Raw genomic sequence first — 15,348 nt, forward strand, 5'->3', positions numbered from 1 at the left:
TCCGGGAAAACGCGAGCCGGCGCGCTGTGCGAGGGAAACGTCTGTCGTGGCTATGGGCCATTGGAGGCGACGCCGGCAACGGCAGTTCCGGCTGCGCCGGACTTCGCGCTTTAGGCAGGACGCGGTTGGGTCTCGTCGCGTCGAGGGGCCGGGCGGGGTTGCCAAGGACGCCCGCGACAGCCGATGATCCGCGCCTGCCCCCCGTCCGGAGCTTCTCCCTTGCGTTTCCTGCATACCGCCGACTGGCATCTCGGCCGTCTCTTTCACGCGCGTTCGCTGGTCGACGACCAGGCGCACGTGCTCGAACAGTTCGTCGCGCTCGTCCGCGACACCCGACCGGACGCCGTGCTCGTCGCCGGCGATGTCTACGACCGCGCGGTGCCGTCGCCCGAGGCGGTGAATCTGCTCGACGAGACGCTGTCGCGGATCGTCATCGGCGAAGGCGTGCCGGTGGTGCTGATCGCCGGCAACCACGACAGCCCGGACCGGCTCGGCTTCGGCTCGCGGCTCCTCGCCGCGCGGCGGCTGACGATCGCGAGCCGGCCGCGGGCGGACGTCGAGGGCGTCGCATTCGACGATGCGGACGGCCGCGTCGTCGTCTATCCGCTGCCGTACTCGGAGCCCGCGGTCGTGCGCGACGCGTTCGCGCTCGATACCGCCGATCACGACGTCGCACTCGGCCGCCAGCTCGACGCGATCCGGTCGTGCCATCGCGTGGGCGACCGCTCGGTCGTGCTCGCCCACGCATTCGTCGCCGGCGCGGCGTCGAGCGAGTCCGAGCGTCCGCTGTCGATCGGCGGCAGCGGCGCGGTCGCCAGCACGCGCTTCGCCGGCTTCGACTTCGTCGCGCTCGGCCATCTGCACCGGCCGCAGCGACTCGGGGCGGAGAACATCGGCTACTCGGGGTCGCTGCTGAAGTATTCGCTGTCGGAGGCGGACCACGACAAGAGCGTGTCGCTCGTCGAACTCGGCGCCGGCGGGGACGTGCGCGTCGAGCGCATCGGGCTGAAGCCGCGGCGCGATTTGCGCGTGATCCGCGGCGACCTCGCGGCGCTGATCGCGGCCGGGCGGGACGACGCCGCCCGCGACGACTACGTGTTCGCGTCGCTGACCGACAGCGGCGCGCTGCTCGACCCGGTCGCGCGCCTGCGCGAGCTCTACCCGAACGTGCTCGGCTGCGAGCGCGTCGTTCTCGGTCAGGCCGGCGCGGCGCGAAGCACGGCGCAACGGCAGCGCGAACTCGACACCGGCGAACTCTTCGGCGACTTCTTCCGCGAAGTCACCGGCGAGCCGCTCGCCGACCCGGCACGCGACGCGCTGCTCGCGCTCATCGACCGGCTCGAAGTCGCCGGGCGGGAGGCGCAATGAAGCCGCTCGTCCTCACGATGCAGGCGTTCGGCCCGTTCGCCGAGCGCCAGACGGTCGATTTCACTGCGCTCGGCGAGCGCGCGCTGTTCCTGATCCACGGCCCCACGGGCGCCGGCAAGACGACGCTGCTCGACGCGCTGTGCTTCGCGTTGTACGGCGACACGTCCGGCGGCGAGCGCGATCCGCGGGCGATGCGCAGCGACCACGCGCCGCCCGCGCTGCCGACGGAAGTGTGTTTCACGTTCGCGCTCGGCGAGGAGCGTTTCCGCGTGACGCGGCAGCCGGCCCAGCGGCGCCCGAAGCAGCGGGGCTCGGGCCAAACCGAAGCGCCGGCGACGGCCCAGCTCGATCGCCTCGACGGCGAAAACTGGACGAGCGTCGCGACGCAGCCGGGCAAGGTCACCGCCGCGATCGAAAGCCGGCTGGGCTTCGACAGCGTCCAGTTCCGGCAAGTGATCGTGCTGCCGCAGGGACGTTTCCGCGAACTCCTGAGCGCGCGCTCGGACCAGCGCGAGGCGATCCTGCAGGCGCTGTTCCGCACCGAGCGCTACCGCGACCTCGGCGACGCGCTCAAACGCGAGGCGCGCGCCGTCGAGGAGCAGGCGAAGACGATTGCCGCGAAACGCCAGGCGGTGCTGCAGCAGGCGGACGCCGAATCGACCGAGGCGCTCGGCGAGCGGCGCGAGCGTCTCGATGCCGACCGCGGCGCGCTGCAGCCGCAGGAGCGGGCCGCGCGCGAGCGGGCGAAAGCGGTGCGCGAACGGCTCGAGGGCGGACGCCTCGCGCAGGCCGCGCTGAAGGAGGCAGCGGACGCGACCGCCGCCGCGGCGCAGGTCGAGAGCCGTCGCACGGACATCGACCGGCGGCGCGGCGAGATCGATGCCGCGCGCCATGCGGAGCGGGTGCGCCCGCTCGATCTCGCGCTTGCCGAAGCGGGCCGCGCGCAGGAGGCAGCGGCCGGACGCGAGCGCGATGCGCGGATCGAGCTTCGGGCGGCAAGCGAGGCGCGTGCGCTCGCCGCCGCCTCGCTCAGTGCCGAACTCGTCCGCGAACCGGAGCGGGAAGCGGCTGCGCGCCGGGCGACGGAACTCGCCGGGCTTGCGGATCCGGTCACGCGACTCTCCGCGGCGGTCGAGCGTCAGCAGGCGGCCGATCGGCAGCGCGACCAACTGACTACCGGGGTGAAGAGTCTCGCCGTCGATCTCGAGCGGCAGCGGGAACTGTTGGCTGATCGAAGCCGCGGCGGCGACGCGCTGCGGCAGACCGCGAACCGTCTCGAAGCGCTCGGCCTGCAGATCCGGCTCGCCGAATCGAAGCGCGAACAGCTCGCGCGGCTCGTCGAGATCCGCACCGCGGCCGGACGGGCCGAGCGCGCTTTCGTGGCGGCGCAGGCGCGCGCGACCGCCGTCGAGCGCGAGTTCGTCGCTGCCCGCGCTGCGCGGGAGGACCTCGAGCTTCGCTGGGTCGCGGGCCGGGCCGCGCAGCTTGCGGCCGCGCTCGTTGCCGACGCGCCGTGCCCGGTATGCGGCAGCCGCGATCATCCTGCGCCTGCCCATGCTGCGCCGGGCTCGGAGGCGATTATCGATGAGCCGGCGCTGAACGCCGCCCGCGACGCCGCACGGCGAGCCGAGTCCGCCCGCGACGCGGCGCAGCGGAAACGGCAGGAGGCGGAAGGGCCGTGCGTGCAGGCGCGCACACGGCTCGCGGATCTCGAGCACGCGCTGCAAGACGCGCCGGAGACGGCGGACGTCGTCGATACGTGGCTCGCCCGGCTCCGGCGCGAACTTGCCGAGGCGGAGGCGGCCTCCGGCGCGGCCAAGGCGCTGGACGAACAAGTCGCGCAGCTCAAGGCCGCGATCGCGCGTGGCGAAGCGCTGCTCGCGAGCCGCGAGGCGACGCGCGTCGACGCGGCGACGCAGGCGGCCGCGGCGGAAAGCGAGGTCCGGCTGCTGCGCGACAGCGTGCCGGAAGCGTTGCGCTCGCCGGCGGCGCTTCGCAAGGCGATCGACACCGCGCAGGCCCAGCGCGCGGCGCTCGAATTGGCGCTCGACGCCGCGCGGCGGCGTGAACAGCAGGCCGCCGCGCGCCTCGCGGCGGCGGAAGCCGCGGACAAGGGCGCCGCCGGCGAACGCGCCCGGGCCGGCGACGCGTTCGAACTCGCCCGGGAACGCTTCGCCGCCGCGCTCGCCGCCGAGGATTTCCGGGGCGAGCGCGACTATCGCGTCGCGCTGCGCGCGCAGGACGCGCTCCAGGCGCTGGAACGCGACGTTACCGCGTACGATCAGGCCGCCGCCGCCGCGCACGACCGCCTCGCGCGGGCGCGCGCCGCCGCCGAAGGGCTCGCCGCGCCCGATCTCGTCGCGCTCGAACGCGAGTGCGCCGAATCCGCGGCGGTGCTCGAAGGGCTGCTCGCACGCCTCCAGCAACTATCGGCGCAGATCGGCGTCATCGACCGTGCGCTCGCCGCCCTCGCAGCACTCGCCGCCGAAGGGCAGGACGTCGATGCCCGCTACGCGGTGCTCGGCCGCCTCGCCGAAGTCGCAAACGGCGCCAATCCGCTGCGCATGACCTTCCAGCGCTTCGTCCTCGCGACGCTGCTCGACGAGGTGCTCGAAGCCGCGTCGCTGCGCCTGACGCGGATGAGCCGCAACCGCTTCGAGTTGCGCCGCGTCATCGGCGTGCTCGACCAGCGCACCGCCGGCGGCCTCGAACTCGAAGTATTCGACCACTTCACCGGCACGGCCCGTCCGGCGAACACGCTGTCCGGCGGCGAGGGCTTCCTCGCGTCGCTGTCGCTCGCGCTCGGGCTAGCCGACGTCGTGCAATCGCGGGCCGGCGGCATCCAGATGGAGACGCTCTTCATCGACGAGGGCTTCGGCACGCTCGACCCCGAGAGCCTCGACTTCGCGCTGCGCACGCTGATCGATCTGCAACAGGCCGGCCGGCTCGTCGGCGTGATCTCGCACGTCGCCGAGCTCAAGGAGCGGATGGACGTGCGGCTCGAAGTCCGGGCGGGAACGCGGGGCAGCGAAGTTCTGATCTGCCGCTGATCGCTGTCGTCGGCCCCTGTGCAGCGGGGGCGACCAGCGTGGCGCCCGCGAGAGGGCGACCCTGACCACAGGCGCGAAGGGCGGCCGTTCCCCCGAAAGCCGGCGGGACCGGGTTTCGAGCCCGCGAGGCCGTTCTTCCGGCTCTTCCCGCGGCAGTTCGCGCCCCCCCATTCCGGCGGCTGCCGCACCCGCCATTCCGCTACGGTGTTTCACCCGCGAAACACCCCACCGGTGGGCGAAGATCGATAAAACGGCCGGAAATCAACGCTTAACGCCGGAATCTTCAAGGGGGCCGGAATTGCTGCCCCGCATCCTTGTACAGAAGCTGAACAGTTTTCGCCTCGATCCCGCTTCGATTCGCAACGCCAAACAAAAAAAACGAGTTAAAACAGCTGTCTGCGCGTTGTTTTTGACTTGGATCAGATCTTGCTGACACCTCCGGTACCGGGCTTGGCATGGTGCCGGCTTTGGCTCAGCAAGGGGAACGTGCAATGAGAAAAACATTGATTTCCGCGGCGATCGGGCTTGCCTTTGGTGTGGCCGGCCAGGTCTGGGCGAACCCGACGAACAATGTAAACGACGTCGGTGAGGACAACACGCAGACGGCGAGTGCCACTGCGGCTCAGGGGGGTGACGCGGCCCCGCAGGCGAACGAATTTTCCACGGCCACCCTAACGGACAGTTCGGACAATTCCTCGACCGACAACTCGAACAATTCCGATAACTCCGATAATTCCGATAATTCGAACAATTCGGACAACTCGAATAATTCCGATAATTCCGACAATTCCGACAACTCGGACAATTCCGACAACTCGGACAACTCCGACAACTCGGACAACTCCTCCGCCTCGGCGAGCGGAACTGGGACCGCAGCAGCGAACAACGGCGGCACGTCCACCGCCACCTTCACGAACGCCTTCAACACGACGACCGTGACGGCCATGTCGTCGCTGTCGGGTACCGTTAGCGGGATCACGGTCAATAGCCTCGGCAACATCGCGACGATCAACGGCAATGCGAACGGTGCCGCGGGCGGGACCGGCAACGGTGGGATCGGCGGCGACGGCTTCGGCGGCTCGGCGAACGGAGCGGGCGGCACCGGTGGTAGTGCATCGGGTGCCGACGGCGGTAACGGCGCGGCAGGCGGCGCGGCGAATGCCGGCGGTGCAACCGGCGGCGCGGCTGCAAGCGGTGCCGGCACCGGTGGTGGCGCGACGGGCAGCACCGCGACCGCGGGCGCAGGCAGCGGCGGCGCCGCGACTGGTGGCGCCGGGACGGGTGGTGAGTCGATGGTAGGTGCGGCGAATGCCGGCGGCGCGACTGGCGGCGCGGCCAATGCTTCGACCGGCGCGGAAGGCGGAGCGGCTGGCGATGCGAACTCGAACGGTGGCTCGGGCGCCGGGACAGGCGGGGCGTCCACCGCGAGCAACGGCGGCAACGGCGGCAGCGCGACTTCGGGCGCGACCCCCGACCCGACCGCGGGCGCGACGGGCGGATCCGGCACCGCGGGTGATGCGACAGCCGGCAACAGCGACGGTAGCGGCACGGGCGGAGCCGGCGGCACCTCGACGAACACCGCCGGTGCGGGCGGCGCAGGCGGATCGGCGACCAGTGGTACGACGACCGCGGGCAACGCGACTGCCGGGACCGGGACGGCCGGCGCCGGCACGGCGGGCAGCGGGACGGTCGGCGACGCGACCGGAGGTGCGGCGACCGCGGGTGATGCGACCGGCGGCAGCGGCACCTCGGGCAGCGCGACGGCCGGGAACGCGACCGGCGGCAACGCGACCGGCGGTAACGGCGGTAACGGCGGCAACGGCGGCTCGAACACCGCGGGCGCGGGCGGCGACGGTGGCACGAACACCGCGGCCGCCGGCAATGGCGGAACGGGCGAAGGTGGCACCGGCGGTGCGGGCGGAGCAGGCGGCTCGATGATGGTCGACGCGGGCACGTTCGACCTGTCGAACACGATCAGCGGCAGCAGCCTCGCGAACAGCGCCGGCATCAATGCCGTTTCCCAGAACAGCGGGATGGGCTCGCTCGTGCAGCAAAGCGTGAATGTCCAGGCGAACCTGACGGTTCAGTAAGCGACAGCCATCGGGCCGGCGGGACGGGCGTCCCTCCGGCCCAGTGGTGCAGCTGAGGAGGAGCCATGAAACAGGTACTGCCCCTGCTGACGTTGGGAATCGCGGTTGCCGCGTTGGGCGGAACGGGCCGGGCGTGGGCGGAAGAAGCCGTGCCTCACGACGCCCCCGTCGATGCGCTCACGTCGAGGACGACGGAAGTTCTGTTCGCGGGCCCCGTGCTGGATGACGCGGAACTGGCGGAGAACCGAGGCGGAGCGGACATGCATCTCAGTGATATCCGCGCCGTGGGTACGGTGAACGATGTCAGCGTGTGGAACACCGCTACCGGCCACAACACCATCACCGAAGGTGCCCTCGCCGGCGCCAGCGGACTGCCGATGGTGATCCAGAACAGCGGCAACGGCGTGTTGATCCAGAACGCCACGATCGTGAATCTCGATATGAATTGACGAGGATGCGATGCATGTCCGCCGTCTGCTCTCATCGATCGCCCTTGCGCATTGTCTCTGCGCGACCGCTTTCGGAGGGGCGCCGCAGATGCTTGCCCCGGGAGGCGGAAGCTACACCGTGCCGATCACGAGTCTCAAGGGCACGCGCTTCCTTTCTACGATTCGCCAGCAATACGACTTCAGTTGCGGTTCGGCCGCCGTGGCGACCCTGCTGACGCACCAATACGGAAAGAAAGTTGATGAAATCGCGGTTTTCAAACACATGTACGAGCGCGGCGATCAGGCGAAGATCCGCCGCGAGGGTTTTTCGATGCTCGACATGAAGCTGTACCTCGACGGGATGGGATTCCGCGCCGAAGGGGTGAAGGTCGACCTGGATCAACTGGCGGCAGCCAAGGTGCCGGCGATCGCACTCGTCAGGGAGAACGGTTATTCGCACTTTGTCGTGATCAAGGGCGTACGCGAGGGCCGAGTCGTCATCGGGGACCCGGCGATGGGAACGCGGGTGCTCGCGCGAAGCGATTTCGAGAAACACTGGGCCAACGGCATCCTGCTCGTGATCAACAACCGGGTCGATCTCGCGCAATTCAACAACGATCGCGACTGGAGCGTGAGACCGAAGGCGCCGATCGGTAATGCGATCGGTGCGAGCGGCGGCGTCGACGTCTTGCTGCTGCGCCGCGGCCCGATGGATTTTTGAGCCCATCCGATGATCATCTTGCAAAAAAATCACATCGTCGGTCTGGTCGCCCTCGCGGTGACCGGAGCGGGGCTTTCGGTGCCTGCGCTGCGTGTCTTCGAGCATGCGCAGGGCGCCGACGATGTCGTCGAGGGCTTCTTTCCGGCGCTGTGCGAGGGCGACATGCCGCCGGCCGAATTACTGGCCCTCGCGAACTGGCCGCTCGATGCGAAAGGAATCGGCTGTCGGCCGCACCCGGGAGTGTTCGATGCGGTAGCGGCCACGTCCACTGCCGGCGAACGACCGGGTGCGATATCGCGCGTGCTCGCCGAGTACGTGCTGTCGCTCGAGCCGGTTCCCGACGCGAACGCGGCGAAGTCCGCCCTGGCCGGCGCCGGTACTGCCGGGGAGACAGCTGTTGGGCGGACGCGGACCTTTCCAGCGCCTCTGACGCCGGATCGCGCGGCCGTGGCGAAAGTGTTCGCCGTGCCGAACCTGGAACCGGAGGTTCTGGGGTCGGGCGAAAACGCGGGCTCGCGCCTTCCGGACTTGCAGAGGACACTGCCCGTCGATCCGACGCGCGTCGCACCTGAACCGTTCGCGGGCCTGCCCTTGACGGCACCCGCGGGCGCCGGTACGGGCGTGGAGCTCCCAATGTTTGCCGGCCAACTCGTCGCGGACGATACGCTGGGCGAATTGCGGGGCGGGTTCGAGACGCCCGGCGGCTTGGCGCTTTCGTTTGGGATCGAACGGCTTGTCTATGTCAACGGCGAGCTGTCGAGTACGACGACGCTGAATGTTGCGGACCTCGGCCAGCTTGTCGGCGGGGCGGCCGGGGTGCAGCCGCTGCCAGTCGGGACGAGCATCGCGGTGATCCAGAACGGGCCGAACAACACCTTCGACGCGGGTGCGCTCGCATCCGGGGCGTTCGCAACAGTCATTCAGAACAGCCTTGACAACCAGAAGATCCAGACTGTCACGACGATCAACGCGCAGGTCAACAGCCTGCAGATGCTGCAGGCGAGCCGCTTCGGGGAATCGTTGAGGAATGCAGTGAATTCATCGCTACTGAGATAGAGCCCCGCGTCGCGGCCGCAGCCACGAGCGGGAAGGCAACCGCGCGGCCCTTGCGGGCGAAGGCCACTCGCGAAGCCGGGCCGGCGAAGCGGTCAGAGCGTGATCGGCATCCGCAAGGTGAGTTGGAGGTCGGGGGTGTCCTCCGTCAGGCCGGCGCCGAGCGACAGGTTCAATGTCCGCGTCGGGTCGAGCCGGTACGAATACCCTAGCAACAAGGTGCCGAGCTGGATGCGCACGGAAGTCGCTGCGGTGCTCCCGTTCAGTTTGACTTTCCCGACCGACAGGTGGTCGTAGCCGATGCTGAACGACGAACGCTCGTTCAGCGCCAGACCCATGCCGAAGTTGAAGCCGAAGGCCCCGCCGGGTTGCACCTCACCCAGCGGCACGCTCCCTTCGTTGGTCTTCTGCTTCACGTCGTCGCGCTTGAAGCTGTACTGGTAGCTGATACCGCCGAAGAACACGACCGGGTCGGACGGAACCAGCACCGTGAGGCCGGGTTGCAGCGAATAGAACCCGGAGCCGGTCGGAATTTCCGTTTGCAGGCCGGTCCCGCCGGTCGTGGACCGTATGGTCCGGTCGATCTCCACTTCGAACGGGTCTTTGCCGGTTCGCGTCTTGAACCGCAACGATGCGATGTAATACGGTTTGTCGGCACCGCCGTCGTTGAGCTGATAGCGGCCGGTCAGTTCCACGTCGCCGATGCCGGTGCCGTCGGTGTCGAAGACCTCGGGGTTCGCGCTTCCGGACGCAACCTCGCGGCTGAGACTCGAATCCCAGCGATGGACGTACGGAATCTTCGCTTCGAGCTCAAATCGGTTCGTGATGCCGCGCCGCATCGTCACCGCCGCAACAAGCGAATTGCTCTTGACCTCGCGGATGTCGATCAGGCCGATCAGCAGCGCCGGGATGATGGTGTAGCCGATCAGCGCGATGCGGTTGCTCGACGAGTATGCGTACTGCAGTGAAGGTTCGAAGATCCACTGGTCCCGCGGGGTCAGTACGCCCGGCTGTTCGAAGATCGGTGCGACGGGGGGCGGACGGTTCACTTCGCGGCGCCCGGGGGTCCGGCCGATGGGATTGGACGCCTGCGCGACCTGCTGCGGGGGGGACGCCGCCGGGCCGCCCGGATTGGAGGGTGCATTCGCGAACGCGGCCGGAATCGACGGCGCACTCGTGAGAGCGGCTGGCGTGCCGGTGGCGGCAGGACTCGACGGTGCCGTCGCGGTGGGCGACGGGCCGCGGCCCGAAAGGCTGCCGATGTCGAGCGAGCGGCGCATCTGGTCGAGGACCGCCTGCTGCTCGGCGAGGCTGCGCTTCAACAGCTCGATCTGCTGGCTCTGCTCCTCGACGCGTTGTTTCAACGAATCGACTGAAGCCGGGGTCGCGTCCGGCTCGGCGTGGGCGAAACCGCCCGACGTGGCGAGCACGATCCCCGCAAGGCCGTTGCCGAACGCGGCCCGTCGCCGCGACGTTCGCATCTTCATCGCTACCTCCCCTCTGTGTCCGTGCGGCACGAAACGGCCGTTCTTCGACGTGCTAGAGATCGATCTTCAGGCGGTCGATCATCCGGTACAGCGTCACGCGCGAGATCCCGAGCTGGCGCGCGACTTCGGAAACGTTGTTCTGGTACTTGTGCATGTTGCGGACGATGATCTCCTTCTCGACGGTCGCGCGCGCCTCGTCCAGCGTCGGGTTGCCGGCGGCGACTTCGGGCGCGGGGATGCCGAGATCCGCCGCGCCGATCAGCTTGTGCTCCGTCATGATCATTGCGTACTGCACGCGGTTGATCAGTTCGCGCACGTTGCCCGGCCACGTGTATTCGCGCATCGCGTGCAGCGCCTCGGAGCTGAAGCCGCGCACCTGCGGGCTCTTCTGGTGCTGCCGCTCGTGGAAAATGTGGTCCGCCAGCAGCGGAATGTCGCTCGCGCGATCGCGCAGCGGCGGCACCTTCAGGTGCAGCACGTTGAGCCGGTAGTAAAGGTCCTCGCGGAACTGCGCCGCTTCGACCGCGCGGGCGAGATCGACGTGGGTCGCCGCGATCACGCGCACATTCACCCGCACCCGCTCGGTCGATCCGACGCGGACGATCGTCTTTTCCTGCAGGAAGCGCAGCAGGTTCGCCTGCAGGTCGAGCGGCAGGTCGCCGATTTCGTCGAGGAAGAGCACGCCCTCGTTGGCCGCCTCGATGTTGCCGATCTTGCGCTGGTTGGCGCCGGTGAACGCGCCCCGCTCGTAGCCGAAGAGCTCGGACTGGATCAGGTTCGGCGGAATCGCGCCGCAGTTCATCGTCACGAACGGACGCTTTGCGCGCTCGGAATGGCGGTGGATCGCCGCGGCGACGAGTTCCTTCCCGGTTCCCGACTCGCCGCCGATCAGCACCGGCGCGTCGACGGTGACGATCTTCTCGATCTGCCGATACAGCTCGGCCATCTTCGGGTCTTGGCCGGTCATGCCGAAACGGCCTTCGTCGTGGGTGACGCTCTTGTCGTCGAGGGCCTTGAAGATCGCAGCCTTGCCGTACGCGTGGCCGAGTGTCACGTCGAGGCGCTGCCGGTCCAGCGGCAGCGTGTGGAAATCGTGAAAACTGCGCAGGATCATCGGGCCGTGGCTCTGGTTGCGGAGCAGGTCGGCGCCGAGCACCGCGATCCATTCGACGTCGTAGCTCGACACCAGCGACTCCATCTCGCGCGCGGGCCACGGATGCGCGGAATCGAAGGCGACGAGCCCGACGAGCGGCGAGTCGGCGGCGAGGGTCTTCCTTGCTTCGTCGATGGTCCTGATCGCCTGGAATTCCCAATCGGAGAGGTCGAGCGCCTTGAGCGCCTTGCCGACGTCGCCGGTCTGATCCAGGAGCAAGCCCTTGCGTTTCGCCATCGACTGATTCCTCTCTCTTCCGGGTGCGCACGTGCGGGAGTCGCCGCGCGTGGGAGGGCGAGAACATTCGTCCGCAACGAACGTGCCAATTCGAACGGAAAACCGCCGAAGCGGAAATATTCCGGGGCCGCTTCGGCGTCGGTCGGACTGTCGGCCGACGCGCGCTGCGGAGATTCAGCGGAATCCTCGGATGTGACCGTGCTCTGGCGAGTGCCCTGCGGTAGCGGGGTCATCCTGACTGCGCGGCGAGCGATGGCGACGAACGCCTGTTGCTGGCGAAATTCCCCGTAACGGGGGGCTTTGCCGGGGATTCCCGCGTTGAATGGGCGGTTTTTCTCGGCGGATCCGCGCCCGTCAGCGTCTAGCGCGCAAAAAACTCGGCCCGGCCCTCGCGGTGAAGACGGAACCGGTGCGGGTCGGCGCCGGAAATCGGACACGCACTACGTCCGTGGAAATCGAGCAAAGCGGTGGGACGCAAATCGCGGCGCGGAGCCGGCGGGTGAGTCCGAATGGGCTAGCGGGTGCGAGGCTGTCAAAAACACCGACAGGAATCAGGCGCGAAAACCGGCGCGTCGAGCCCCGAATTGCGCGCGACGCACAGCGCGTGCGGCTACCGTCCGTTCGCCAGGCGCAGCGGCGAGAGCGTAAAGAGCGTACCCGCTTCAGCCGATGACGCACCGCGTCGGAATCTTCCCGCCGGGCCGCAGCCGCCGGACGGGCGCTCATCGTCGGGCGGGCAATCCACGCAAAGATTCCCCGCGAAAACCTGTAAAAAAACTCGACAAACGGCCAATCGGCCGCGGTGACCGGACGAAGGCCGGCCCGCCTTCGCAGGCGAGGTCGAGGTCGCATGCAGCGGTGCAGCCGGCCGCCGATCGGCTTCGCCGTCGCCGGCACGGACGGAAGTCGAGCGCGCTGCGGGTTGGACGAGGCCGATTGCGCGCGATGCGATCGGAGACGATCGGCTAGGGTGACGCGGTCGCGGGGGCGGTCGCGGGGGATGTGGTGTCGGGCGAAGCGGTGTCGGGCGACGGGGCCGACGGGATGGCGTCGTGCCGCAGTTGTTCGAGCAGCTTCGCGCCCGCACGGCCGTCGGCTTCGAAGCCATAGCGCTGCTGCACGTCGAGGACCGCTTCGCGCGTCGCCGACCCGATGATGCCGTCGATCTCGCCGATCCGATAGCCGCGTCCGGCGAGCAGCGTCTGCAGTTCGCGACGCTCGGCGCGCGACAGCGGCGGGTCGTCGGTCGGCCACGGCGTGACAAAGTTGCCGGCGCCGCGCAGGCGGTCGGAAAGGTGCGCGATCGCGAGCGCGTAGCTTTCGGACGCGTTGTACGAGTGCAGCGCATCGAAGTTGCGCAAGACGAGGAAGGCGGGGCCCGGGTCGCCCGCCGGCAGCAGCAGCCCGGCCGGCGCTGCGTTGTCGCCCAGGGGGCTGCCGTCGAGGCGGGTGACGCCGAGCGCGGCCCACTCGGACACCGGCCGCTTGTTGCGCCGGCCGATAAGCGCCGCATCGAGACCGTCCGGGATCGCGACCTCGTAGCCCCAGACCTGGTCCGGATTCCAGCCAGCCTTCGCCAGGAAGTTCGCCGTCGATGCGAGGGCGTCGGGGATGCTGCCGATCAGGTCGCGCCGGCCGTCGCCGTCGAAGTCGACTGCGACCCGCGTGAAGGTCGAAGGCATGAACTGCGTATGGCCGAAGGCGCCGGCCCACGAGCCGGCGAGGCGCGCGGCGTCGACGTGGCCTTCTTCGAGGATCTTCAGCGCCGTGAAGAACTCGCCGCGGAAAAAGTCCTGGCGCCGGCCGAAGCACGACAGCGTCGCGAGAGAGGTCACGAGCGGGCGCTTGCCGAAGTTGTGGCCGAAGTTGCTCTCGACGCCCCACACGGCGACGACCGTCGCGGGATCGACGCCGAACTGCGCCTCGATCGCCTGCAGCGTCGGCGCCCATTCGCGCAGCAGCCCCTTCCCGTCGGCGACCCGCTCCTCGTCGACCGCGCCGGCGAGATAGTCCCAGATCGGTGTGCGGAACTCCGGCTGGTAGTCGAGAAACCCGACGACGGCGAGATCCGGCTCGAGTCCGTGGGTGTGCAGGTCGAAGGTCTCCGTCCCGACGCCGCGGCCCTGCGCTTGGTCGCGCAGGCCGACCAGACACGCGTCGAACGATGGGTCCGCGGCGGCGTGAAGCGGGAACAGGCCGGCGAGCAGCGCGAGGCGGGCGATCAGCGATTTCGGGGTCATTGGCAGTCGGCGAAAAAGGGGTGAAACCGGGGGGTGAAACCGGGGGGTGAAACCGGGGACAGTGAAACCGGGGACAGGCCATGCTTTTAAACGTGAAACCGGGGACAGACCCCGTTTTCGGGGATGGTACGCGCTCGAACGGCGGGACGCGGTCGGTCCGCGAGGACTTATGGCATCCTTGCCGCCCCGCGAGTTCCGCCGTTCGGTGCAGCAGCGGGACGGAACGCATCATGGACCTCATCTTCGGAATCATTCTGCCGGTGTTCGGCACGCTCGCGCTCGGCTATGGCGCGGCGCGCTTCGGCCTGTTCGACGAGGCGGCGAACCGCGGCCTGTCGGTGTTCGTGTTCAACTTCGCGCTGCCGCTGATGCTGTTCCGCGCGATTGCGCAGACGGAGCTGCCCGCGAGCCTGCCGTGGGGCTACCTGCTGTCGTATTTCATCGGCGCGTTCGGCGTGTTCGGCCTCGCGATGCTCGGCGGGCGGGTGCTCTTCGGGCGCCGGCTCGACGAGCAGGGGGTGCTCGGGCTGGGCGCCGGCTTCTCGAACACCGGGATGCTCGGGATTCCGCTGGTCGTCACCGCGTACGGCTCGTCCGCGGCGCTGCCGCTCTTCGTGCTGATCGCGTGTCACAGCCTGATCATGCTGCCGCCGACGACGGCGCTGATCGAAACCGCGCAGGGCGGCAAGCAGTCGCCAGGCAAGCTGCTGCTCGGGCTCGTGCGCAGCATCGCGACCACGCCTGTGATCTGGGGACTGACCGCGGGGCTCGCGTTCGCGCTGCTCGGCGCCGTGATTCCAGGTCCGCTCGATGCCGTCGTGAAGAGCATGGGTGCCGCGGCGGCCCCGTGCGCGCTGTTCGCACTCGGCGCGTCGCTGACGCGTTACCGGCTCGCCGGCAGGCTGCGCGAGCCGATGCTGATGGTCGTGCTGAAGACAATCGTGCATCCGCTGCTCGTGTGGCTGCTCGCGAGCCAAGTGTTCGACCTGCCGCCGCTGTGGGCGACCGTCGCGGTGACGCTCGCCGCGCTTCCTACCGGCGTCACGCCGTACCTGTTCGCGCAGCGCTACGGCGTGAGCCTCGAAACCTCTGCGTCGGCCGTGTTCCTGTCGACGGTCGTGTCGATCGTCACGCTGTCCGCGTTGCTGTTCCTGCTGCGCGGCTGATTCGCTGAACGGCGCCCTGGGGGGGGACCCCGTCCGCCCGCCGCCTCCCCGCGCCGCGCTCGCCCATCCGCGAACGTTCGACTTCCGAACGCGCCTCCGTTTTCCGTCCGGCCCGATCGGTCGCACGCCCCTTGTGCGGCGCAGAATGAATTTTTCCATCCCCTTTTTGAGTCGCGGGTCTCGTGGCTGCTGCGTTGCAGCGTCCGCGCGCTGGCATGACCGGTGCAATAGGACATGCGGGGGCCGGCAAACGGCGACTCGCTAATCAAGAGGAGATGGAGATAACCATGGAAGTCCTACAGGCATCACAGGTACAGGTGATGGGCATCGATGCCGGCGGCACGATGACCGATAC

10 protein-coding genes are annotated in these 15,348 nt (G+C 69.0%); 7 read left to right on the forward strand and 3 right to left on the reverse strand.

What is annotated here, in order from left to right; genetic code table 11:
- Positions 1 to 219 precede the first annotated feature (219 nt).
- From V6M37_RS00545 to V6M37_RS00570, 6 genes are all read left to right on the forward strand, one after another.
- On the forward strand, positions 220 to 1,368 hold the full coding sequence (locus tag V6M37_RS00545; protein WP_332669987.1) for an exonuclease SbcCD subunit D: 1,149 nt from the start codon (positions 220 to 222) through the stop codon (positions 1,366 to 1,368).
- The gene (locus tag V6M37_RS00550; RefSeq protein ID WP_332669990.1) at positions 1,365 to 4,418 is read left to right on the forward strand and encodes an SMC family ATPase; all 3,054 of its coding nucleotides are present in this window, start codon (positions 1,365 to 1,367) and stop codon (positions 4,416 to 4,418) included. Before V6M37_RS00545 ends, V6M37_RS00550 begins: the two co-directional genes overlap by 4 nt.
- 503 nt (positions 4,419 to 4,921) lie before the next feature.
- Entirely contained in the window at positions 4,922 to 6,508 is a 1,587-nt protein-coding gene (locus V6M37_RS00555) for a hypothetical protein (RefSeq protein WP_332669991.1), read from the forward strand.
- A gap of 65 nt (positions 6,509 to 6,573) precedes the next feature.
- On the forward strand, positions 6,574 to 6,957 hold the full coding sequence (locus tag V6M37_RS00560) for a hypothetical protein (protein WP_332669993.1): 384 nt from the start codon (positions 6,574 to 6,576) through the stop codon (positions 6,955 to 6,957).
- 88 nt (positions 6,958 to 7,045) lie between these two features.
- Positions 7,046 to 7,657 (forward strand): C39 family peptidase, encoded by a 612-nt coding sequence (locus V6M37_RS00565; protein WP_332669995.1) that lies wholly within the window; start codon positions 7,046 to 7,048, stop codon positions 7,655 to 7,657.
- A 9-nt stretch (positions 7,658 to 7,666) separates the two neighbouring features.
- Positions 7,667 to 8,713 carry a hypothetical protein gene (locus V6M37_RS00570; RefSeq protein WP_332669997.1) on the forward strand — a complete coding sequence of 349 codons (1,047 nt, stop codon included), beginning with the start codon at positions 7,667 to 7,669 and terminating at the stop codon, positions 8,711 to 8,713.
- A 92-nt stretch (positions 8,714 to 8,805) separates the two neighbouring features.
- Here V6M37_RS00570 and V6M37_RS00575 read toward each other — a convergent pair whose 3' ends face one another.
- The 3 genes from V6M37_RS00575 to V6M37_RS00585 all read right to left on the reverse strand — a co-directional run bounded on the left by V6M37_RS00575 (position 8,806) and on the right by V6M37_RS00585 (position 13,827).
- Positions 8,806 to 10,197 carry an acetate kinase gene (locus V6M37_RS00575; RefSeq protein ID WP_332669999.1) on the reverse strand — a complete coding sequence of 464 codons (1,392 nt, stop codon included), beginning with the start codon at positions 10,195 to 10,197 and terminating at the stop codon, positions 8,806 to 8,808.
- A gap of 52 nt (positions 10,198 to 10,249) precedes the next feature.
- Positions 10,250 to 11,587, reverse strand: coding sequence for a sigma-54 dependent transcriptional regulator (locus V6M37_RS00580; protein WP_332670002.1), 1,338 nt, complete (start codon positions 11,585 to 11,587; stop codon positions 10,250 to 10,252).
- 965 nt (positions 11,588 to 12,552) lie between these two features.
- A complete protein-coding gene (locus tag V6M37_RS00585) occupies positions 12,553 to 13,827 on the reverse strand; it encodes a lytic murein transglycosylase (protein ID WP_332670004.1) in 1,275 nt (424 codons plus the stop codon).
- Between the two features lie 230 nt (positions 13,828 to 14,057).
- On the opposite strand from V6M37_RS00585, the gene V6M37_RS00590 reads away from it, so the two are divergent.
- Positions 14,058 to 14,993, forward strand: coding sequence for an AEC family transporter (locus V6M37_RS00590; RefSeq protein ID WP_332670006.1), 936 nt, complete (start codon positions 14,058 to 14,060; stop codon positions 14,991 to 14,993).
- Positions 14,994 to 15,348: the final 355 nt, after the last annotated feature.

Origin of the sequence: Aromatoleum sp., from assembly GCF_036675785.1 — a bacterium.
In the GTDB taxonomy this organism is placed as follows: Bacteria; Pseudomonadota; Gammaproteobacteria; order Burkholderiales; family Rhodocyclaceae; genus Aromatoleum.